Origin of the sequence: Candidatus Berkiella aquae (genome assembly GCF_001431295.2) — a bacterium.
In the GTDB taxonomy this organism is placed as follows: Bacteria; Pseudomonadota; Gammaproteobacteria; order Berkiellales; family Berkiellaceae; genus Berkiella; species Berkiella aquae.
Genome location: NZ_LKAJ02000001.1, coordinates 1,021,366 through 1,041,513, shown reverse-complemented (window position 1 = coordinate 1,041,513; position 20,148 = coordinate 1,021,366). Strand labels below are relative to the sequence as shown.

Below are 20,148 nucleotides of genomic sequence, written 5' to 3'. Positions count from 1 at the left end.
AAAAAGTATGCTATCGTTATAGCGTTAAATTGTAGGTATGTGACTAAGGAGAGAACATGGCTGCACGCAAAAAATCAGCTAAAACCAAAAAAGCTTCTGTTAAGAAGGCCCCTGTAGCAAAAAAACGTAAAGCTGCTCCCAAAGCTGCTAAACGTGCTGTAAAACGCGCTACTGCTAAAAAAGCAGCAACGCATTCTGCAAAAGCGGGTGGTCCCATTTCAGTCGGTCGTAAACCCTTCACAAAATCGGAATTCGTTTCTACCATCTCTGCACAAACAGGGATTGCTAGAAAAGAAGTCGTTTCTGTGCTTGAAACGATTGCTAAAATTATCGATGCGCATTTGCAAAAGCAAGGTCCAGAAATTTTCTCTTGGCCAGGTATGTTAAAGATCAAAGTGGTTAAAAAGCCTGCTACGAAGGCTCGCCAAGGCGTGAATCCTTTCACCGGCGAAACCATGATGTTCAAAGCAAAACCAGCTAGCCGTCGCGTAAAAGTGCTTCCTTTGAAGCAACTTAAAGAAATGGCGAGCTAAGCAATATTGCTTTAAAAAAAGGTGGGGCTTCCCACCTTTTTTTTTATCTCGTCATAACAATTCGGGTGGGAACTGCACGCCAAAAGAGTCCTTGACCATAAAAACGGATCCCAAACCACGCCCCCATTCCAATACAAAATAAGACTATCATCCAAGTAATGGATTGCCATGGATGCAAGGCGATGGTCACAGCCTGATAGTAAAAAACCGCAATTGCATAAGCCAAACCGGTTGTCCAAAATACAGAGAATAAAGTCCAACCTCTTTGTACTTCACGTAACATGGCTGCCGTTGCTGAAATACAAGGGAAATAAAGTAGAACAAATAACAAATAAGCAAAGGCATTGGCTTTGCCATTAAACCGTTTTACCATCTCACCATATGCATGATGATGCATTTGTGCTTCTGGCGATTTGGCTTTAATCGGGTTTTGCCACGCATCACCTAATGCTAATAGATTCTGCCCAATGCTCATAAACGCTAAATGTAGATGCTCGCTCAGATGAAAATCTTCTGGGGCTTCTTCTTCAGCATTAATATAAAGCGAATTTAAAGTACCGATGACAACTTCTTTTGCTAAAACGCCGGTTAACAATCCTACTGCAGCTGGCCAATTATCTTCTTCAATCCCAAGCGGAGCGAATAAGGGTACAATTTGCTTTCCGACGGTTGCTAAAATAGAAGTCTGCTTTGCAGGTTCATTTAACCATCTGCCTTGATGATCAATATGGCTTAAAGCACCTAGAATAATGCAAACGGGCAAAATCAATTTACCTGCATTCAATACAAAACGTTTTAAGCGATGCCAACTCAATTTCTGAAGCGCGCGCCACTGTGGCCATTGATAAGCAGGCATTTCTAATACTAAAGGAGCAACCTCTCCTTTGAGTAAGGTTTTTTTCAAGAGTAATCCGGTTAGAATCGCCATGCTAATCCCAATGAGATAGAGCAAGAAAACAATATTTTGCCCGCCCTCTGGAAAAAATGCGGCAACAAAAACCGTAAAAATAGCGAGTCTTGCACCACAAGACATAAATGGGCTCATCATCACAGCTAAAATGCGATCACGTCGATTATCTAGCGTCCGCATTCCCATAATGGCAGGCACATTACACCCAAAGCCAATAATCATTGGTACGAAAGATTTACCGGGTAATCCCAATGTTCGCATTAATCTATCCATGACAAACGCAGCTCTTGCCATGTATCCACTATCTTCTAAGAAGGCAAGCGCAAAAAACATGGCACCAATTACGGGAATAAATGTCACAATGGTGCTAATACCTTTGCCAATCCCGGCAACTAATAAGGCCATCAACCAATGGGGTGCTCCCATGGCATTTAAAACATGCGCAGCGCCTTCAACGAATATGGCATCTGAGGTTATTTCAAAGAAATCCTGAAAAGCTCCCCCAATGTTAATCGCAAAAAAGAATAATCCATACATTACTGCCAAAAAGCAGGGTAATCCCCATAAACGATGACACAGTGTTTTATCTAAAAATCGCGTCAGTTTATGCGAGACAGGCTGCGGATTTTTAGCTTTAACTTGCGTTGCTTTATCTAACAAAATTTCAATAAAGTCATATCGCGCTTTGGCAATCAGTACATCCGCAGTATGTCCTGTTGCCATGACGGCTTGCTCTTTTGCGAAGGTGATTTGCTCCATGCCTAATGCATCTGCTGGGATTTTTTCACCTTCTAACCAACGTAATATTTGATAACGTGGTGGTGGTTGAAGTTGCGCACGCTGATATTCTTCAACAATTGCGCTTAAGGCCTTCTCAATGAATGCGGGATAATTCACTTTAGCGTGTGCTAAAAGACAATGGGGTTTAATCAATGCGGATTTTAGTGCTTGTATCCCTTGCTCAGAACGAGCAACTAATGGGATCACCTGACAGCCTAAATGTGCTGATAAGGTGTCAATGCAAATGGTTTTGTTACCCGCAAGATCCATGCGGTTTAACGCGATAACGACCGGTTTATTTTGTTCTAAACACTGTAAGGTAAGATATAAATTGCGTTCAAGGCAATGAGCATCAACCACATTCAGTATAAAAGAATATTCCCCGTTTAATAAAAACTCACTGGTAATATTCTCGTCCTCAGGTCCTTCTCCATCAAAACGGGTTAAGGTATAGGTTCCTGGTAAATCAATGATTTCAGCAAAACGTTCTTGAATGTTACAGAGTCCGGTTTTTCGCTCAACGGTTACACCAGACCAATTACCGACACGCTGTGAAGAACCTGTCAGGGTATTAAAAAGGGTTGTTTTTCCGCAATTAGGATTTCCGACAAGCGCAATGGTTGCCTGCGGTTTGATGGGTAGCGACGCACTCTTGTGACGAACCATGGATAGCCTCAACTTCTATCTGTTGGCATTCTCTTTTACGTAAACTCAGCGTATAACCACGTAATTTGACCTGGATGGGATCGCCTAACGGCGCTACACGAATAATGGTTATGATAACACCAGGCGTTAAGCCCATGGCCAATAATTTATGCCTAAATCCGGCCGATTGCTGATGAAATCTTAACACTCGCACAGGTTGGCCCATGGGAACCGTGTTCAAAGTTAGCAATTTGATTACCTTCGAGCGGTATCAGAGAAAGAATGGTTTAATATTAATGATAATTATTTGCATTTACAAGTCGAGAATGAAATCTCCCTTAGCTGAAAACAGCTAAGGGAGATAAGCGCCTACACTGACTCTACAGGAGAGAAAGAGGTAACAGCAGGTGTTGTTTTTGTAGTAACAGCCGAATAAGTTGACTGTGCTATGTAGCTAGCACCATTTGCAACGCCGGAGAAGAGATAACCAACGGCACTACCAAAAGCACCTAATACCGCTGCTGTGCCCATGATAAATGGCATAAAAGGTGACCAAAAGATCCCTGCTGCAAAACCAGAAGAATGTAAGAATGAATTCCAGAATTCACTTTGATATGAATGTTCATGTGCGCCGTCATGGCCACCATTGACTGCGGCAAGTTCATTAGATGTAAGTTCACGCATGGTATACCTCAAAACTACAAAAGTATCTAAATTTAAAACCAATCTGAAAAATCAAAATGGTAGGCTCTGACGCCTTGATATTTATCTTGTTCATCATGGTGATGATCGTGATCACAATGTTCGCCAGGCTCATGGCCTCCACTCACGAATTGCGTTTCTTCCTGTAAAAGTTCTTTCATTTTCATCTCCATGTTAGAAATCCTTCAAACAAACTGCATCCTAAAACATCTATTCACTTGAAGCAAGAAAAAATCAGGGAATATGTTCTTTTCGCAAATAATCCAGGGATTGCATTTCAGTTAGTCGACTAATTGTTCTCTGAAAATCTGTTCGGTATCGCCGACCTTGATACAAAGCCGATAAAGGGACTGTCGCTGAAAGAATTAACGTCACTTTGTGATCATAAAATTCATCAACCAATGCAATAAAGCGTCTAGCAATATCTTCATTTTCTTCTGTCAGTGTCATCACGCCACTGACGATAACCGTTTGAAACTCGCTTGCAATTTGAATGTAATCCATTGCACTACGAGGCCCTATGCACAAATCACTAAATTTAAACCACACAATATTATCAGCAAGCCATTGGGTTGGAATTTTTCGTTCTAATATCGTTAAGCTTTGACCTTGAACCACTTTCTCTGAGGCTAATTGTTGAAAATGCATCATTAATTTTTTTTCTGATAGTGCATCTGCTGGATATTGATAAAGCTGCGCATTGGATAAATATTGCATACGGTAATCTGTGCTGCCATCCATCGAAATAATCTGGGTATGCTGCTTAATCAGAGAAATGGCGGGAAGAAATTTTTCACGTTGCAAACCATTTGGATAGAGATCGTCAGGTTTAATATTACTGGTCGCAACCAAAGTGATCCCTAAGGCAAATAAATGCCGAAATAATTCGGATAAAATCATGGCATCCACAATATCATTCACATAAAACTCATCAAAACAAATAATCGAGGTCCGTGCCTTAAATGCCTTGGCAACCAGATATAAAGGCTCGCTTTTACCTTGATACTTTTTTAACATTTCATGCACATGTTGCATGAAGCGATGAAAATGATATCGCTCTTTTTGCTGAAAAGGTAACAAATGAAAAAACGCATCCATCAAAAATGTTTTACCACGCCCCACACTGCCCCATAAATAAATACCTTTTGTGGGTTCTTGCTCAAGCTTGAATAATCGATAAAAATGGTTTTTGATACGCGGCCATAATCGTTGCTTTGCCAACAATGCTTTATATAATTGGTCAAACTGTAAGACAATTTTATGCTGAAAAGGATCGCTGACTAATTTGCCTGATTGAATTTTCGCTTCGTACCAGGCTAATGGGGTCATCATGCTGGCGTAACTAAATGGTTTTCGACAGTTTCACGCAACGTAATTAAATGCCCATGAAAGAAATGGGATGTTTCAGGCATTTTAAATAATTGCATGTTTGGTTGTGCGTGGTGCGCATACCAATCATAAACTACTTGAGGTGAGATCACCTCATCTTGCTCTCCTTGAATAATCACCCACGGACAAGTAATGGCCGGTAATTCATCATAGGGTTGATGATTGACTGCAGGTGCAATGCTATATAACTGTTGGCAAGCATGTTGGGTTGCCCCCATTGCTGCAATATAAGCACCAAAAGAAAACCCTGCCAGCCATAAGGTTGGCTTATCTAATACTTTATCTACCCATTGTAGAACGGCCATTAAATCAGCCACTTCACCAATTGAATTACCGAAAGTGCCCTCACTTTGACCCACACCACGATAATTAAAGCGCACAGTTGCTAAGTCTTTTTTAGCAAAAGCCTTACTTAAGGTATGCACCACTTTATTATTCATTGTGCCTTGGTGTAGCGGATGAGGATGGCAAATCACGCCAACGCCCATTGGTTGCGTTTCTGGCAATGTGGTTAAAACTTCTAATTGGCCTGCGGGGCCATCGATAAGAAAATGGGCTTCTTTGTCAGGAAAGGTTTGAGGGTTTTTGATTAGGGTCATGTTTTTGTCATATGCAAGTTATTGTTATGAACATTCGGATAAAAATCCCCCGCTCATTTCATGAGCTGCCCCCTTTTATTCAAAGGGGGCGATTTCAAAAGAAGTTTCTGCTCGCCCCCTTTGAATAAAAGGGGGCGGCTCGCTTTTAAGCGAGCGGGGGATTTTTGACTAGGCAGCGACGCGCTTAATAGAAGCACCCAACTGCGCTAACTTTTCTTCGATGCATTCATAACCACGATCGATATGATAAATCCTGTCGACGATGGTTGTGCCTTTAGCAACGAGTCCTGCTAGCACCAAACTGGCAGAAGCGCGTAAATCGGTTGCCATGACAGGCGCAGCCATTAATTGAGGAACACCTTCAATAATGGCGGTATTACCATTTAATTGAATATTCGCCCCCATTCGACGTAATTCATGCGCATGCATAAAACGATTTTCAAAAACCGTTTCAGTCAGAACACCTCTACCTTCAGCAATGGTATTTAAAGCCATAAACTGCGCTTGCATATCGGTAGGAAATCCTGGAAAAGGTTCTGTGCAGATATCAACGGCTTTGGGACGATTACCACGCATATCAAGGCTAATCCAATCATCACCGGTTGCAATATGAGCGCCTGCTTCTTGCAATTTATCTAAAACGGATTGCAATAAAACGCCTCGTGTTGCTTTGGTAATAATTTTTCCACCCGTCATGGCAGCAGCGACTAAATAAGTGCCTGTTTCCACGCGATCTGGCAATACGGTATAAGCACCACCTGATAAACTTTCAACCCCTTCAATCACAATGGTTCTAGAACCATGACCTTCAATTTTAGCACCCAGGGTATTTAAGAAATTGGCAAGATCTTGTACTTCAGGTTCACGCGCTGCGTTATCAATGACAGTGGTTCCTTTCGCCAGAACCGCTGCCATCATTAAATTTTCGGTGCCAGTAACAGAAACGATATCAAATGTTAAATTGGCGCCTTTTAAACGACCGTTTACGCTCGCTTGAATATAGCCATTCTCAACCGTAATGTCAGCGCCCATTTTTTGTAAACCGGCAACGTGAAAATCAACTGGTCTTGGACCAATGGCACAACCACCTGGTAGTGAAACCGTTGCTTTACCATACTTTGCGAGCAATGGACCTAAAACTAAAATAGAAGCCCGCATGGTGCGTACAAGCTCATAAGGTGCATTTTGATTGTTCACTTGGCTTGCATCAATCTCGATAGTTAAGCCTTCAGAAATGGTGAGATTAACGCCCATTTGTCCCAACAGTTTCATGATGGTTGTCACATCATTCAAGTGTGGTACGTTTTTAATGGTGACTATTTCTTCGGTCAGAAGACAGCCTGCCAGAATGGGCAATACACTATTTTTCGCACCTGAAATTCTGACTTCGCCTTGCAGAGGGGTTCCTCCGCTAATTAAATGTTTATCCATGAGGTTTCCGTATTATTTTTTTTCACTTTCCCATTCAGCGGGTGTTTTGGCTTTAATGGATAAAGCGTGAATATTGCCATTGTGAATATGATCATCAAGGGTACCATAGACTGCGCGTTGCCTTGCCAGTAACCCCATGCCTTCAAACTGAGCACACACGACTATGGCTTCAAAATGTCGCCCATCGCCTGTTACTTCAACAGTTGAGTTTGGCAATTTACTTTGAATCATTTTCTGGATATCTTCTGGATGCATGGCTTTCACTTATTGCGTTACTGACCGCAAATTTTAACCGACTTAGCGTGTGAATTCTAGAAACGATTCCAGCAATTCTCAGTAAATCTCCTCATAAGAAGAGATTAAAATAAACCAATGGGGGATTATTTATTCTATTTGGGCAAGCTTGGCGTATTCAAAAGATTGCTGTTCCGCCAAAGTAAGCAAACATTGATCTCGTACAAGAACATTTTTATCTACTTTATAAGTAACAAAACTGAATCTATTGTAAGGACCCGCCACTTGTGAAAAGGCGCTTGGGCATTCATTGACAACTTCTGCTAATAATTGTGAAGCAGGGCCATCGATAATATCTTGGCTAACGGTAAAAACATAGTCTGGTAGCTTACGCTGCAATTCATCAATTAAGGTGGCGTAATTATAAGTACCGTAATAAAGGTAATCTGGTGTTGTTAGTTTTGTATGCTTATAGAACAAACCGTAAAGATACCGCGAAGGCACCCATAACAGCAGTTCTGAATCCGAATAGATAGTGTTGTACACATAATCGGTATCTTTAGCAAAATAGCGATGTAGGCTTTGACGCCCTCCCGCATATAAACTGATCCCACCTTTTACTAACCACACTTCGCGCGCAAACAGCAATGCACTGACGCAGACACTCAATCCTAATATCGCAACCAATAACTGCTTTTGTTTTAACTGATACCAGTCTAACCATCGACGCCATAAACGCCCATTGAACCATCGAGATTCAATGTGAATACCACCGGCTGCTAATAAAAAGAAAGCACCTGCTATGAGATGTTGCCCTAAACGAAGTTGATAAGCACCGAAGAGAAACCAGCAACACAGGCTAGGGAGCATAAATAGTAAGGTCAATTGGCGCAGGATTTTGTCGCGCCTGCTTGTCCACCATGCCACAAAAAAGAGTAAAAATAATAACGGCTGCTGAATAAAATATTTATTAATGGCATAACCTAACTGGCTGAAAAGATCGCGATTCGCTAAAGATAACCAGATAACACCTTTGTTTTGATGAAATTGTCGTCCCTCACCCAAAACCCAATACAAACCACCAATAAGAGAAAGAATCGCAAGCCAGCGCCATGCACGATTTTGCCACAGCAATAATGGTAGAGAAAACATGGCATATAATAAGGCCGGTTGTTTGGTATGTGCCGCAACCATGGCACACAATACACTTAATCCAACCCATAAGGTGGGACTCATTTGCATATTGGCTGGGAAATAGCCCAATAACGCTTTTTGTTGGCTTTGCCAAAACAACACCATGGAAACAATTAAAGCGCTTGTCATGACAGGATCAGCATAACCATCATCAAAGAATTGGCCGAGGTTAACGCCCCATAAGACATAAATTAAAGCCAATACATAAATGCCATTCAGTTGTCCCATGCGCATTCGCCAAACAGTGGCAATAGCGCATAACATGGTCCAAGGGAAAATGATTAAAGTGGCTTTGACAGGCAATTGCAGATCAATATTACCCACCAAGTGATAACAAAAAGCCAATAATTTAGGAAACAGTTGTGGATATGGTGCACCGGTATGAGAGAAATCGATAGTTTCTAGAAAATAATGTTGAATTGCCCAAAAATTCCAACTGTAAATTTCATCGCCTCTATCAAAACCGTGTGTCCCTAATTTGATAAAATAAGGCAACAATAAAATGGCATGCATGCCATAGACCAAAGCATCTTTTTTAGTCCACAGCCAGTTTTGCGAAACGGCTGTTTTGATTCTTGCAATACCAACAATACCAAAACCTACCGCAACGATAATGACAACAGGTGTTACTAATAAGCCCATTGCAATCAGTAAAGAAGTGACACTATAAATAATACCGACGCTGACTATAGGCGTCGCAAAAGCCGTTAAAGGCGAACAAATGAGCCGGGGAAACAGTGCCAAACCAGGCAAAAAATAGACCAACACCCATAAAAGCAAACAATAAAGTATGTACATGGTTTACTTATCTTTTAAGGGTAAAAATCCATTTAATCCGCTAACGGTTGCTAAATCAAGCATTTCTTTTGGAAGGTGCAATAACTGCATTGATGACTTCTTTGCTTTACCAATTCGTAATAATGCCATGATAAAGGCAAGACTCGCACTGTCACAATCTCTCACTTCACTTAAGTTGATTGTCACTGATTGTTCATTGGGGATAAGTGGCTCGCTGCGATCTATCGCAGCGACCACGGTGTCTTGTGTTAATGGACCTTTCACTAACAATTCATTATTGAAAAATTCGACGGTAATGTCTTTTTCACTGAAGAGGTTTTTCATTGTGCTCACGCAAATGTTGAATGAGTTTTTCTAAACCGTTTTGCTGAATTTCAGTAGCAAACTGTGACTGGAAGCCTTTTAATAAACTAACCCCTTCAATGGCAATATCATACACTTGCCAAGCGTTATTGTTATTCACAAGGCGGTAAGTCACTCGAATGGGCTCGCGTCCTGGTTCTTTTATAAGGCTGGAAACAAGTACTCGTGGTTTGCCTTGGGTACCCCCTCGTATCGGCAAATAATCAATCGTCTGGTTGTTATAAGCCCGCAAGGTACTTGCATAAGTGCGAATAAGAAGATCTTTGAATTCTTTGACAAACCGTTTCTTCTGGTCGTCGCTAGCACTTTGCCAAGCATTGCGACCAACCACCCAACGAGACATCGCAATCCAATCGATATGAGGGACTAATATCTTTTCAATGATGTCATAAATTTTTTCAGGGTGTTGTTGGAGGTCTTTATCATTTTGACGCAATGAATCTATCATTTGCTTTGTAACACGCTGCAATAAGACATCAGGCTCTTCAGCAAATAAGGTTGTGCTCACCGCAAAAAACAGAACAAAAACAAGATATAAATGACGAACCATTGAACGCATAATGTTCCCTTCGAGTTTATTTTAAGCCACTTGCTTGGCTTGATAAAAATTTGGATACCAATTCTTCTAAGACAACTGCCTTACTCGTGTTCTCTACTGGAATATGATCACCCTCTTTGTAATAGGTTTCACTAAACCCAGGGGTCAAACCAATATAATTATCGCCCAATAGACCCGAAGTTAAAATGCTGGCCGTAGTATCGTCTGGTATATTATTAACTTTATTGTCAACGAGGATTGAAACCCGCGCAACATAATCTTTAGGATCGTAGTTGATCGCAACGACGCGTCCAACGGCAACCCCGGCAATAGTAACGCGCGCCCTTGGTTTTAACCCACCAATGTTTTCAAAATCTGCGGTTATGTTATAACCTTTTTCAACATTGTAAAATTTAGTTAAACCGCTAACCTGTATCGCTAACATGCTAAATGCTAATATTCCCAGTAGGAAAAAGAAGCCAACGGCGATTTCTACCGTTCGTTTCTGCATTAGTTGAGTCCCCCAAACATAATTGCGGTTAGAATGAAATCCATCCCTAACGTCGCTAATGATGAAAATACGACTGTGCGAGTTGTTGCCTTACCAATACCTTCCGCTGTAGGCGGGCAAGTATAGCCTTGATAAACTGCAATCCATGTCACCAGTGTGCCAAAAACAACACTCTTAATGATGCCATTAACAATGTCTTCACGAAAATCAACAGCATTACGCATGTTTGCCCAAAAGGAACCCTCATCGACCCCTAGCCATTGCACGCCTACCATGTAACCGCCATAAATGGCGACGGCAGTGAAAATTAAGGTCAAAAGGGGTAATGAAATCTGCCCTGCCCAAAAGCGTGGCGCAATCACACGTCTTAAAGGGTCAACACCCAACATTTCCATGCTCGATAATTGTTCTGTCACTTTCATTAAGCCAATTTCTGCGGTAATTGCCGAACCTGCGCGGCCTGCAAACAATAAAGCCCCCACGACAGGGCCTAATTCTCTTACCATGCTAAGGGCAATTAGTTGCCCTAATGCTTGATCCGCACCAAATTTAACTAAGATAGTGTATCCCTGTAACCCTAATACCATACCAATAAAAAGGCCAGAGACGACGATGATAATCATCGACAAAACACCAATCATATAAAGCTGGGGCACTAATAGTTTTAGACTTTTAGTGAATCCTTTAGGTTTTACAAGCAAAGCATGCAATAAAAACAATGCTGTTTTACCCGCATTATCAACAAAATCAATGCCTGCTTTTCCTAAACTTTGCATGGCTTGAAGCAAGAGCTTCACCCTCCCAATAAATCTTGTTGGTAGTTTTTAGCCGGATAATGGAATGGCACCGGACCATCCGGTAGGCCACACATAAACTGATGTACCCAGCGAGAGTCGCTATTTTTAATACTTTCTGGCGACCCATGCCCAATCACTTTACCGTTTGCAATCACATAGACGTAGTCTGCAATACTACAAGTCTCTGGAACATCGTGTGAAACAATAATGCTCGTCACGCCTAAAGCATCGTTCAATAGGCGGATCAATTTCACCAAAATGCCCATCGAGATGGGATCTTGTCCTGCAAAAGGCTCATCAAACATTAAAAGATTAGGATCAAGCGCAATCGTTCGAGCAAGCGCTGCACGTCTTTGCATACCGCCAGAGAGCTCGCTTGGCATTAAATTTCTTGCTCCGCGTAGTCCAACCGCCTCTAATTTCATCAGTACGATATCATGAATAAATGATTCGGGGAGGTTTGTGTGCTCGCGCAATGGGAAAGCAACATTATCAAACACCGTTAAATCTGAAAATAATGCACCACTTTGAAACAGCATTCCCATTTGTCGGCGTGCTTGATATAACTCGGTACGCCCAAGCTCGGGAATATTGAAACCATTTGCAATAATCGACCCCGATTGTGGCAACAACTGGCCGCCAATTAATCGCAATAAGGTCGTTTTTCCGCTACCACTTGGCCCCATAATAGCGGTCACTTTTCCCGTGGGAATATCAATGCTGACGTTATCAAAAATAACGCGATTCCCCCACCCAAATGAGAGATTGCGAATCTCGACTGTATTTAGCTCACTGCCTTTCATGATGTTATATGCAGCACCTTAATCTGTATTATTTAAGATTTTAACACAACTAGAAGACCACTACCCTTTCTTAATTTTGTTAGTAAATATTCCAATTATAGAAGATAGTTTCAGAAAGCATTACCCAAACGCCAGTTGATGTTATAGTAATCTTGGGTTAATCAAAACTTTGTAAGACAGCTGATTATATAAATAAGAATGCACCATGATACTAGAAGAGACCACCACTACGGTAGAGCAATCCTTCATTGAAGAAGGACGTCGCGTCGTTTTGACAGAAGCCCAAGCCGTTTTATCCCTTTCAGAGCAAATTGACAAACGTTTTGCCAAAGCTTGCGAACTATTGCTGCAGTGCATACAAAATCAAGGACGCATTGTTATCATTGGTATGGGCAAATCAGGACTTATCGGACGAAAAATTGCTGCGACACTCGCCAGTACCGGCAGTCCTTCGATTTTTGTACATCCCGCAGAAGCAAGCCACGGTGATATGGGAATGATCACAAGCAATGATACCGTCATTGCAATCTCAAATTCGGGTGAAACAGAAGAAATTATTACCATCCTTCCCCTGATTAAACGCTTAGGCGTGCCTCTGATTGCGATGACAGGTAATACCAAATCCACTATCGCCAATTGTGCTAATGTTACGCTTAACGTACACGTCGATAAAGAAGCGTGTGCCCTCGGTCTTGCGCCAACCTCTAGCACAACGGTAACACTGGTGATGGGAGATGCGCTGGCAATTACGCTATTAGATGCCCGTGGTTTTAGCGCTGAAGATTTTGCACTTTCTCACCCAGGAGGACGTTTAGGTCGACGTTTATTACTCAAAATCGATGATATTATGCACAAAGGCAATGATATCCCTATCGTAACGCAATCGGCTTGCGTCAAAGAAGCGTTAATTGAAATGACGCGTTGTCGCTTAGGCATGACAGCAATTGTTGATGAAAATCAACAGCATATTGGCTTATTTACCGACGGCGATTTGCGCCGTGCACTTGATCACAATATTAACATTAGTACGACTCCCATCCGTGAAGTGATGACAGCCGGAGGTCGGGTTATCGAAAAAGGCTTACTCGCAGCAGAAGCACTACGTCTCATGGAAACCCATAAAATAAATGGCCTATTTGTGGTTGATAAAAATCGTCATTTAATTGGCGCATTAAACATGCATGATTTACTTCGCGCTGGCGTGTTATAAGGCATTTCGTGTTTCATCGCACTACGCTTTATCCACTCTTGTTCATCGCAGCGCTAGTTGCTGCGATGTACTTTTTTAACTTTTTTTCCCCTTCTGACATTGCCGTCAAATCCAATGAACAAAATAGTGATGTTTTAGAAGAAACCATGACAGGGGTTTCAGCCAAACGTTACGATAAAAATGGCAAACTTATTCAAGTGTTAGAAATGGGATCTTGGTCACACTTTAAAGGGCAAACCACTACGCAAATGTTGCAACCTCATTTGACGGTGTATCAGGATAACGGCTCCTGTTTAACGGTCTCCTCTGCGCAAGGAGAAGGATACCAAGCGAAAATGGGCACGCAAATTGATCAATTAAAATTGATTAATAATGTCAATGTTAAACAAATGAACCCCAAAACACAGAGTTGGTGGGAGCTTAAAACAAGTTCATTACTCTTATTTCCCAAAGATCCCAATCCCAGAGCATTAACGGATGATAAAGTGACTGTCTATGCTCCTTCTCTTACGATTGAAGCACAAGGCATGAGAGCCGATCTGCATCGTGAAACCGTTGAATTTCTACATCAGGTAAAAACATTTTATGAAACACCACATTAAACCACTCATATTCATGCTATGTCTTTGCACGTTCAATGTTTATGGCACACCAGCACCTATTAAAATCGACCCAACTTCTCCTATTCAAATTCAAGCGGATACTGCTTCTTTCGATCAAACCAAACAAGAAGCCGTGCATACGGGTAATGTGATACTCACTCAAGGGACGCATGTACTTCATGCAGATACCTTAACACTGAAAAAAGATCTGAAAGGGCAATTAAATGTGATTACCGCAATTGGTAATCCAGCTACCTTTGATGGTAAGCGACAAAACGATCCTAATCCTGTTTACGCCACCGCTAAAACCATTTATTATTATCCAGATAAGCAACTTATTGTTTTGGAAGGCTCTGCCACCATAGAACATCAACAAGATAAATTTAGAGGCCCCGTGTTAAGTTATCAGCTAGACAAACAAATCATTAACGCAACCAAACAAAGTGATGAGCGTCCTATTATCACGATTCATCCGCGTGCTTAATCCTATGAATAATATTTTATCGGTAAAAAATCTTAAAAAATCTTATAAAAAACGAGAGATCGTTAGAGATGTCTCGCTCGAAGTAAAATCTGGGGATGTGGTTGGGCTACTTGGGCCTAATGGTGCTGGCAAAACAACCTGCTTCTATATGATTGTTGGATTGGTCCCTTGTGATGGCGGACGCGTCATGCTCAATAGCGCAGACGTAACACACAGTCCAATGCATATTCGTGCACGCTCCGGGATTGGGTACCTACCCCAGGAAGCTTCTGTCTTTCGTAAATTATCGGTTAAAGATAATATTTTAGCGATTCTTGAAACTCAAACACATCTTAGCAAAACAGCTCGCTTTGAAAGACTGGACACGCTGCTCAATGAATTTCACTTAACGCATGTCAGAGATACCTTAGGTATTAGCCTATCAGGTGGTGAAAGGCGTCGCGTTGAAATTGCCAGGGCCTTGGCCTGCGATCCTAAATTTATTTTATTAGATGAGCCCTTTGCTGGCGTCGATCCTATTTCAGTTAATGATATAAAACATCAAATTGCCCTTCTTGCACAAAAAGGCATTGGGGTTTTGATTACTGATCATAATGTAAGAGAAACCCTCAATATTTGCCATCAAGCCGCGATTGTCAGCGAAGGCAAAGTAATTGCTTGTGGCCCCCCGCAAAGTATTCTCAGTAATCAGGAAGTTCGTAAAGTTTATCTTGGAGAAGCCTTTACACTGTAGCAATCTTCCTGCCAAAATCTAAAAGGAGGTGTCTACAATATAGAGAAAGTAGACACAGATCTGTTGCTGAGCAACAATGCTAGGGAGAGGTTGTATGAAACCATCATTACAACTAAAAATTGGCCATCAATTAACGATGACGCCCCAATTGCAACAGGCTATTCGACTACTGCAATTATCCGCAGTGGATCTGCAAACAGAAATACAATCAGCATTAGAAGCTAACCCAATGTTAGAGGTTCAAGAGCAAGAGCCTGCTTGCGATGCCACCACTGAAGAAACAAGCGAAACAGATGCTGCGCTTCATTTTTATGCAGAGCCTGATCCCAATGGGGAAGAATTTACCTGGGAAGTGCGTTTAGGCCACAAACGCGAAGCACGATTTCACGAATCATTAGGTAATGAGCTTGAAACCTTAAACAGCGTTCCTGTAACACTGCAAGCCCATCTGCTGTGGCAAATGGAATTAACCCCCTTTAGCGATAGTGATAGATTAATTGCAACAGCATTAATTGATTCTATTAATGAAGACGGTTTTTTAACTTGCCAGCTCGATGATATTATTGCAACCGTGCAAGACACTATCACGGTTGACACTCAAGAAATTGAAGCTGTCTTACGCCGAATTCAACAGTTTGATCCCTTAGGTGTGGGGGCACGCAACATTGGCGAATCTCTCAAAGTGCAACTAGAGCATTTACCCATTGAATTTCCGTGGCGTGATAAAGCTCGAGAATTAGTCACTCATCATCTAGAATTGCTTGGCAAACGTGATTTTGCTGCACTACGTCGCCGCTTAGGTTTATCTATGGAAGACTTGCATGAGGTGATCCACTGCATTCAAACTTTAAATCCTCGTCCAGGCACTGAAATCGGTGGCAAAACAGCAGAATATGTTATTCCTGATGTTTACACTTATAAAAAGCATGGTAAATGGATTATTGAGCTTAATCCCGAATGCATGCCAAAATTAAGAATTAATGATCATTACGCAGGTCTTATTCGACGCGCAGATTCAAGTCAAGATAATCAATATTTACGAAACCAATTACAAGAAGCACGTTGGTTTTTAAAGAGTATTGAAAATCGTAACGATACATTACTAAAAGTCGCTAGCTGCATTGTAGAACAGCAGCAAGCATTTTTTGAACTCGGTGAAGAAGCAATGAAACCGCTTATTTTACACGATGTTGCAAAAGTGCTTGAACTACATGAATCAACTATTTCGCGCGTTACTACCCAAAAATACCTTCATACCCCGCGTGGAACATTCGAGTTAAAATATTTTTTCTCAAGCCATGTTAATACAGAAAAAGGTGGCGAATGCTCAGCAACTGCAATTCGTGCTCTTATTAAAAAGCTCATTTCTGCAGAGAGTAGACAAAAGCCGCTTAGTGATAGCAAATTAGCCACATTATTAGCTGAACAAGGTATTCCGGTTGCACGAAGAACCATTGCAAAATATCGTGAAGCAATGAGCATTCCGCCTTCTAATGAACGAAAACAATTAGTTTAACATAACACAATAAGGACAAAATTATGCAAATTAACATCACTGGACATCATGTCGAAATTACACCAGCCTTACGTGATTATGTAGAAAGCAAATTACAAAAAATTGAACGTCATTTCTCCCATATAACGAACGTTTATGTAACATTAACCGTTGATAAAAAATTTCAGCAAAAAGCAGAAGCCAAAGTAAATCTAGCACGTGCTGAAATTCATGCTGAATCTGAATCTGAAAATATGTATGCCGCCATTGATTTACTGATTGATAAGCTTGATAGACAAGTCGTCAAACATAAAGAAAAAATGAATAATCATGGGGATGGAGAAGATTTAGTATAACCATATTACTCAAACCAGTTTGAATGACCCTCACTCTTAGACGACGGCAATAAGCGAACGAATCCCCAAGCGTGTACGCACAGTACATGTCTGGGGTGAGTAAATGGAAAGAGTATGCTTCACATTCACGATATTTTAACATTAGAAAGAACACACTTTGCGCTACGGGCGCAAAGTAAGAAAAAAGCGCTTGAACTGCTTAGCGAATCGCTGACCACTGATTTAATTCAAGTTAGAGCGCATGATATTTTTGATGGATTAATTATGAGAGAGCGCTTGGGAAGCACCGCAATCGGACACGGTGTTGCTATCCCTCATACGCGCCTTGCAGCCATTGATAAAACACTGGGTTGTTTCATTTCACTAAAAGAAGGTATTGATTTTGGCGCAGAAGATAACGAAAACGTTGATCTGATTTTCGCCTTAATTGTGCCCGCAGAAACGGATGAAATGCATTTAGAATTATTAGCATCTATTGCCCATGTTTTTGGACAAGAGAGTATTCGTCAAAGTTTACGTCAGGCAAAATCTCGTGAAGAGCTCTATGAAAGACTAACCCATGCTTAGTCTTCATGGCGTATTGCTGGAAATTCAAGGCAAGGGCGTATTACTTGCCGGCTCCCCAGGTATTGGTAAAAGTGAAACGGCTCTCACTTTATTAACTCGTGGGCACCGTTTCATTGCTGATGATGCGCCCTTATTCAAACGTTCTGGGCAACAATTACTGGGATTTGCTGATAAGGCGCAGCAAGGGCTATTACATACGCGAAACCTTGGTTTAATCGATGTGGTACAACTATTTGGACCTAATGTGCTGGTTGATGAAATTGCGCTCGATTTCATTATTACGTTAAACCACAATCTTCCTGACACGGAACCTAAACTCAAATTTGAGTTGGTTGACAAATTAATGGATAATCTTCCTATTCCTAGCCTGTCATTGGCTGTTGCTCACGGCCATAATCTGGCTATCCTAATAGAAACCGCAGTAAAATTAGCATTTATGCCTAAATCTGCGAGAATAGAGCGATTTTTGGCAAAATAATTTTGTCTTACTTAGAAGATAACGTTTGTCCGGCGTAGCCTTTTGGCGAAGACGGAAAGTATCAAAGCAAAGGGTAACCGCCATTCTGCGAAACCCTTTGCTTTCAGACGAGGCATCGAGCCTTGAGTAGGCGAAGATAACGCTTGTCCGGCGTAGCCTTTTGGCGAAGACGGAAAGTATCAAAGCAAAGGGTAACCGCCATTCTGCGAAACCCTTTGCTTTCAGACGAGGCATCGAGCCTTGAGCAGTCTGAGTTTACATAAGTAAATGAAGACGGCGAGTAGGCGAAGATAACGAAGTATCAAAGCAAAGGGTGAAGCAGAAAATGAGATTGGTAATTGTGAGTGGTAGATCCGGTTCTGGCAAAACGATTTCATTGCATGTTCTTGAAGATCTTGGTTTTTATTGTATTGATAATCTCCCCGTTGATATTTTGCCGGTCGTTATTGATAAGTTGGCTGAAGATCATCCTCGCATTGCAGTCAGTATTGATGCTCGCAATTTACCTCAGGATGTTAACCTACTCAAAGATGTGATTTCTGAATTACGTCGCCCCGATTGGGATTCTGACATTATTTATCTGGATGCTGATCATAAAAGCTTGTTACGGCGATTCAGCGAGACCAGACGGCGTCATCCTTTAAGCAATGATCATGTTTCTTTGCAGGAAGCCATTGAACAAGAACGAGAGTTGCTTAGCCCTTTAGCCAGTATGGCTGATCTCACCGTTGATACTAGCCAGCTATCACACCATCAGCTTTGTAGTATTATTCGTGATAGAGTCGCTAGAGAGCATTCAAATCGATTACAACTTCTCATTCAATCTTTTGGTTTTAAAAATGGCATGCCAGCCGATGCTGATTTTATTTTTGATGTCCGTTGTTTACCTAATCCCTATTGGGAACCCCATTTAAGATCCCTCTCCGGAGAAGATAGTGAAGTAGCTAAATATTTACAAAACTATCCTGAAGTAGAACAAATGGTTGAAGATATTATCCGATTCTTAGACAATTGGATCCCCCGGTTTGAAGCGGATAATCGAAGTTATCTAACTGTTGGAATTGGCTGCACCGGTGGGCAGCACCGTTCGGTCTATATCACAAAACAATTGGTAAGCCGTGCGCAAACGTTAAAAATGAATGTTCAAGTTCGACATAGAGATCTACAAAAAACATCATGAGCGTTGGCATATTATTAATTACGCATAGTGGAATTGGGTGTGCATTGCTTAATGTAGCACATGGCACTTTTGGGCAACTGCCTTTAGCCGTTTCTCACCTTTCTGTTTGCCGTAATCCAGAACCTGAAACCCTGACAGCAAAAGCTGCACACCTTATTAGAAAATTGGATTCAGGAAGCGGTGTATTAGTCTTAACCGATATGTTTGGCTCAACCCCAAGCAATATTGCCCAAGGGTTACAAAATCAAGGCTTTTGCATTCGAGTGCTTTCAGGATTAAACCTTCCGATGTTGTTCCGTATTTTAAATTACCCTCACCTACCCTTAGGCCCTTTAGCGAAAAAAGCGGTCGATGGTGGCAAAGATGGGATCTTTGAACCTCTCTTTGAACAACGTGTTTTAGCGGTTGCAAACGGACGAAGAAGTTTAAAAATACCTCGTAAAAAAACGGTTGATGTTGTTGAATAAGTAGGCACATTCGAAGTATCAATATGATCAAAAAAGAATTACAAATCATCAATAAACTAGGACTACACGCCAGGGCAGCTGCTAAATTAGTGCAAACTGCCTCACGCTATGCAAGTCTCATTGAACTGACACGCAACGGTAAAACGGTAAACGGAAAAAGCATCATGGGTGTCATGATGCTAGCAGCAAGCCAGCATTCCTTTATTGAAGTTCGTATTGAAGGCGAAGATGAAGTGGATGCTTTCAATGCGATTGAAAAACTCATTGCTAACCGTTTTGGTGAAGAACGCTAACGCAAGTTCCTATCCTTCATATACGGAAGGATCATGAATTATCCGCTTTTTCATCA

26 protein-coding genes are annotated in these 20,148 nt (G+C 41.4%); 12 read left to right on the top strand and 14 right to left on the bottom strand.

What is annotated here, in order from left to right:
* Positions 1-56: 56 nt before the first annotated feature.
* Complete coding sequence (locus tag HT99x_RS04855) at positions 57-533, top strand: HU family DNA-binding protein (protein ID WP_075066777.1); 477 nt, start codon at positions 57-59, stop codon at positions 531-533.
* Positions 534-576: 43 nt separating this feature from the next.
* Here the strand turns inward: HT99x_RS04855 and feoB are convergent, their stop codons facing one another.
* From feoB to HT99x_RS04785, 14 genes are all read right to left on the bottom strand, one after another.
* A complete protein-coding gene (gene feoB / locus HT99x_RS04850) occupies positions 577-2,889 on the bottom strand; it encodes a Fe(2+) transporter permease subunit FeoB (RefSeq protein WP_075066778.1) in 2,313 nt (770 codons plus the stop codon).
* Positions 2,819-3,118 carry a FeoA domain-containing protein gene (locus HT99x_RS04845; RefSeq protein ID WP_083482918.1) on the bottom strand — a complete coding sequence of 100 codons (300 nt, stop codon included), beginning with the start codon at positions 3,116-3,118 and terminating at the stop codon, positions 2,819-2,821. Before HT99x_RS04845 ends, feoB begins: the two co-directional genes overlap by 71 nt.
* Before the next feature lie 119 nt (positions 3,119-3,237).
* Positions 3,238-3,552 carry a hypothetical protein gene (locus HT99x_RS04840; protein WP_075066780.1) on the bottom strand — a complete coding sequence of 105 codons (315 nt, stop codon included), beginning with the start codon at positions 3,550-3,552 and terminating at the stop codon, positions 3,238-3,240.
* 32 nt (positions 3,553-3,584) lie between these two features.
* Positions 3,585-3,731: a hypothetical protein gene (locus HT99x_RS04835; RefSeq protein WP_158003399.1), complete on the bottom strand. Its 147-nt coding sequence runs from the start codon at positions 3,729-3,731 to the stop codon at positions 3,585-3,587.
* A gap of 73 nt (positions 3,732-3,804) precedes the next feature.
* Positions 3,805-4,902, bottom strand: coding sequence for a cell division protein ZapE (gene zapE, locus HT99x_RS04830; RefSeq protein WP_200957136.1), 1,098 nt, complete (start codon positions 4,900-4,902; stop codon positions 3,805-3,807).
* The gene (locus HT99x_RS04825; RefSeq protein WP_075066781.1) at positions 4,899-5,558 is read right to left on the bottom strand and encodes an alpha/beta family hydrolase; all 660 of its coding nucleotides are present in this window, start codon (positions 5,556-5,558) and stop codon (positions 4,899-4,901) included. Before HT99x_RS04825 ends, zapE begins: the two co-directional genes overlap by 4 nt.
* Before the next feature lie 168 nt (positions 5,559-5,726).
* Positions 5,727-6,989, bottom strand: coding sequence for a UDP-N-acetylglucosamine 1-carboxyvinyltransferase (murA, locus tag HT99x_RS04820; RefSeq protein ID WP_075066782.1), 1,263 nt, complete (start codon positions 6,987-6,989; stop codon positions 5,727-5,729).
* Positions 6,990-7,001: 12 nt separating this feature from the next.
* A complete protein-coding gene (locus tag HT99x_RS04815) occupies positions 7,002-7,244 on the bottom strand; it encodes a BolA/IbaG family iron-sulfur metabolism protein (RefSeq protein WP_075066783.1) in 243 nt (80 codons plus the stop codon).
* A gap of 129 nt (positions 7,245-7,373) precedes the next feature.
* Positions 7,374-9,215, bottom strand: coding sequence for a hypothetical protein (locus tag HT99x_RS04810; RefSeq protein WP_075066784.1), 1,842 nt, complete (start codon positions 9,213-9,215; stop codon positions 7,374-7,376).
* Positions 9,216-9,218: 3 nt separating this feature from the next.
* Positions 9,219-9,539, bottom strand: coding sequence for an STAS domain-containing protein (locus HT99x_RS04805; protein WP_075066785.1), 321 nt, complete (start codon positions 9,537-9,539; stop codon positions 9,219-9,221).
* Positions 9,520-10,137 (bottom strand): ABC transporter substrate-binding protein, encoded by a 618-nt coding sequence (locus HT99x_RS04800; protein ID WP_083482919.1) that lies wholly within the window; start codon positions 10,135-10,137, stop codon positions 9,520-9,522. The genes HT99x_RS04805 and HT99x_RS04800 overlap by 20 nt, the downstream gene beginning before the upstream one ends.
* Before the next feature lie 16 nt (positions 10,138-10,153).
* Complete coding sequence (gene mlaD, locus HT99x_RS04795) at positions 10,154-10,627, bottom strand: outer membrane lipid asymmetry maintenance protein MlaD (RefSeq protein WP_075066786.1); 474 nt, start codon at positions 10,625-10,627, stop codon at positions 10,154-10,156.
* Positions 10,627-11,403: a lipid asymmetry maintenance ABC transporter permease subunit MlaE gene (mlaE, locus tag HT99x_RS04790; protein WP_075066885.1), complete on the bottom strand. Its 777-nt coding sequence runs from the start codon at positions 11,401-11,403 to the stop codon at positions 10,627-10,629. Before mlaE ends, mlaD begins: the two co-directional genes overlap by 1 nt.
* A 17-nt stretch (positions 11,404-11,420) precedes the next feature.
* The gene (locus tag HT99x_RS04785) at positions 11,421-12,227 is read right to left on the bottom strand and encodes an ATP-binding cassette domain-containing protein (RefSeq protein WP_075066787.1); all 807 of its coding nucleotides are present in this window, start codon (positions 12,225-12,227) and stop codon (positions 11,421-11,423) included.
* Between the two features lie 205 nt (positions 12,228-12,432).
* Between HT99x_RS04785 and HT99x_RS04780 the strand changes: the two genes are divergently transcribed.
* From HT99x_RS04780 to HT99x_RS04730, 11 genes are all read left to right on the top strand, one after another.
* The gene (locus tag HT99x_RS04780; RefSeq protein WP_075066788.1) at positions 12,433-13,437 is read left to right on the top strand and encodes a KpsF/GutQ family sugar-phosphate isomerase; all 1,005 of its coding nucleotides are present in this window, start codon (positions 12,433-12,435) and stop codon (positions 13,435-13,437) included.
* Positions 13,438-13,445: 8 nt separating this feature from the next.
* Positions 13,446-14,039 carry an LPS export ABC transporter periplasmic protein LptC gene (gene lptC, locus HT99x_RS04775; protein WP_075066789.1) on the top strand — a complete coding sequence of 198 codons (594 nt, stop codon included), beginning with the start codon at positions 13,446-13,448 and terminating at the stop codon, positions 14,037-14,039.
* Positions 14,023-14,523 carry a lipopolysaccharide transport periplasmic protein LptA gene (gene lptA / locus HT99x_RS04770; RefSeq protein WP_075066790.1) on the top strand — a complete coding sequence of 167 codons (501 nt, stop codon included), beginning with the start codon at positions 14,023-14,025 and terminating at the stop codon, positions 14,521-14,523. The genes lptC and lptA overlap by 17 nt, the downstream gene beginning before the upstream one ends.
* 4 nt (positions 14,524-14,527) lie before the next feature.
* On the top strand, positions 14,528-15,256 hold the full coding sequence (gene lptB, locus HT99x_RS04765; protein WP_075066886.1) for an LPS export ABC transporter ATP-binding protein: 729 nt from the start codon (positions 14,528-14,530) through the stop codon (positions 15,254-15,256).
* Between the two features lie 94 nt (positions 15,257-15,350).
* Positions 15,351-16,772, top strand: a complete 1,422-nt coding sequence (locus HT99x_RS04760) for an RNA polymerase factor sigma-54 (RefSeq protein WP_075066791.1) — start codon at positions 15,351-15,353, stop codon at positions 16,770-16,772.
* A 23-nt stretch (positions 16,773-16,795) separates the two neighbouring features.
* Positions 16,796-17,107: a ribosome hibernation-promoting factor, HPF/YfiA family gene (gene hpf / locus HT99x_RS04755; RefSeq protein ID WP_075066792.1), complete on the top strand. Its 312-nt coding sequence runs from the start codon at positions 16,796-16,798 to the stop codon at positions 17,105-17,107.
* A 114-nt stretch (positions 17,108-17,221) separates the two neighbouring features.
* Entirely contained in the window at positions 17,222-17,674 is a 453-nt protein-coding gene (locus HT99x_RS04750) for a PTS sugar transporter subunit IIA (RefSeq protein WP_075066793.1), read from the top strand.
* On the top strand, positions 17,667-18,152 hold the full coding sequence (locus HT99x_RS04745; protein WP_075066794.1) for a hypothetical protein: 486 nt from the start codon (positions 17,667-17,669) through the stop codon (positions 18,150-18,152). Before HT99x_RS04750 ends, HT99x_RS04745 begins: the two co-directional genes overlap by 8 nt.
* Before the next feature lie 325 nt (positions 18,153-18,477).
* Positions 18,478-19,332 carry an RNase adapter RapZ gene (rapZ, locus tag HT99x_RS04740; protein WP_075066795.1) on the top strand — a complete coding sequence of 285 codons (855 nt, stop codon included), beginning with the start codon at positions 18,478-18,480 and terminating at the stop codon, positions 19,330-19,332.
* Positions 19,329-19,799 carry a PTS sugar transporter subunit IIA domain-containing protein gene (locus tag HT99x_RS04735; protein ID WP_075066796.1) on the top strand — a complete coding sequence of 157 codons (471 nt, stop codon included), beginning with the start codon at positions 19,329-19,331 and terminating at the stop codon, positions 19,797-19,799. The genes rapZ and HT99x_RS04735 overlap by 4 nt, the downstream gene beginning before the upstream one ends.
* A gap of 23 nt (positions 19,800-19,822) precedes the next feature.
* Positions 19,823-20,092, top strand: coding sequence for an HPr family phosphocarrier protein (locus HT99x_RS04730; protein WP_075066797.1), 270 nt, complete (start codon positions 19,823-19,825; stop codon positions 20,090-20,092).
* Positions 20,093-20,148 lie beyond the last annotated feature (56 nt).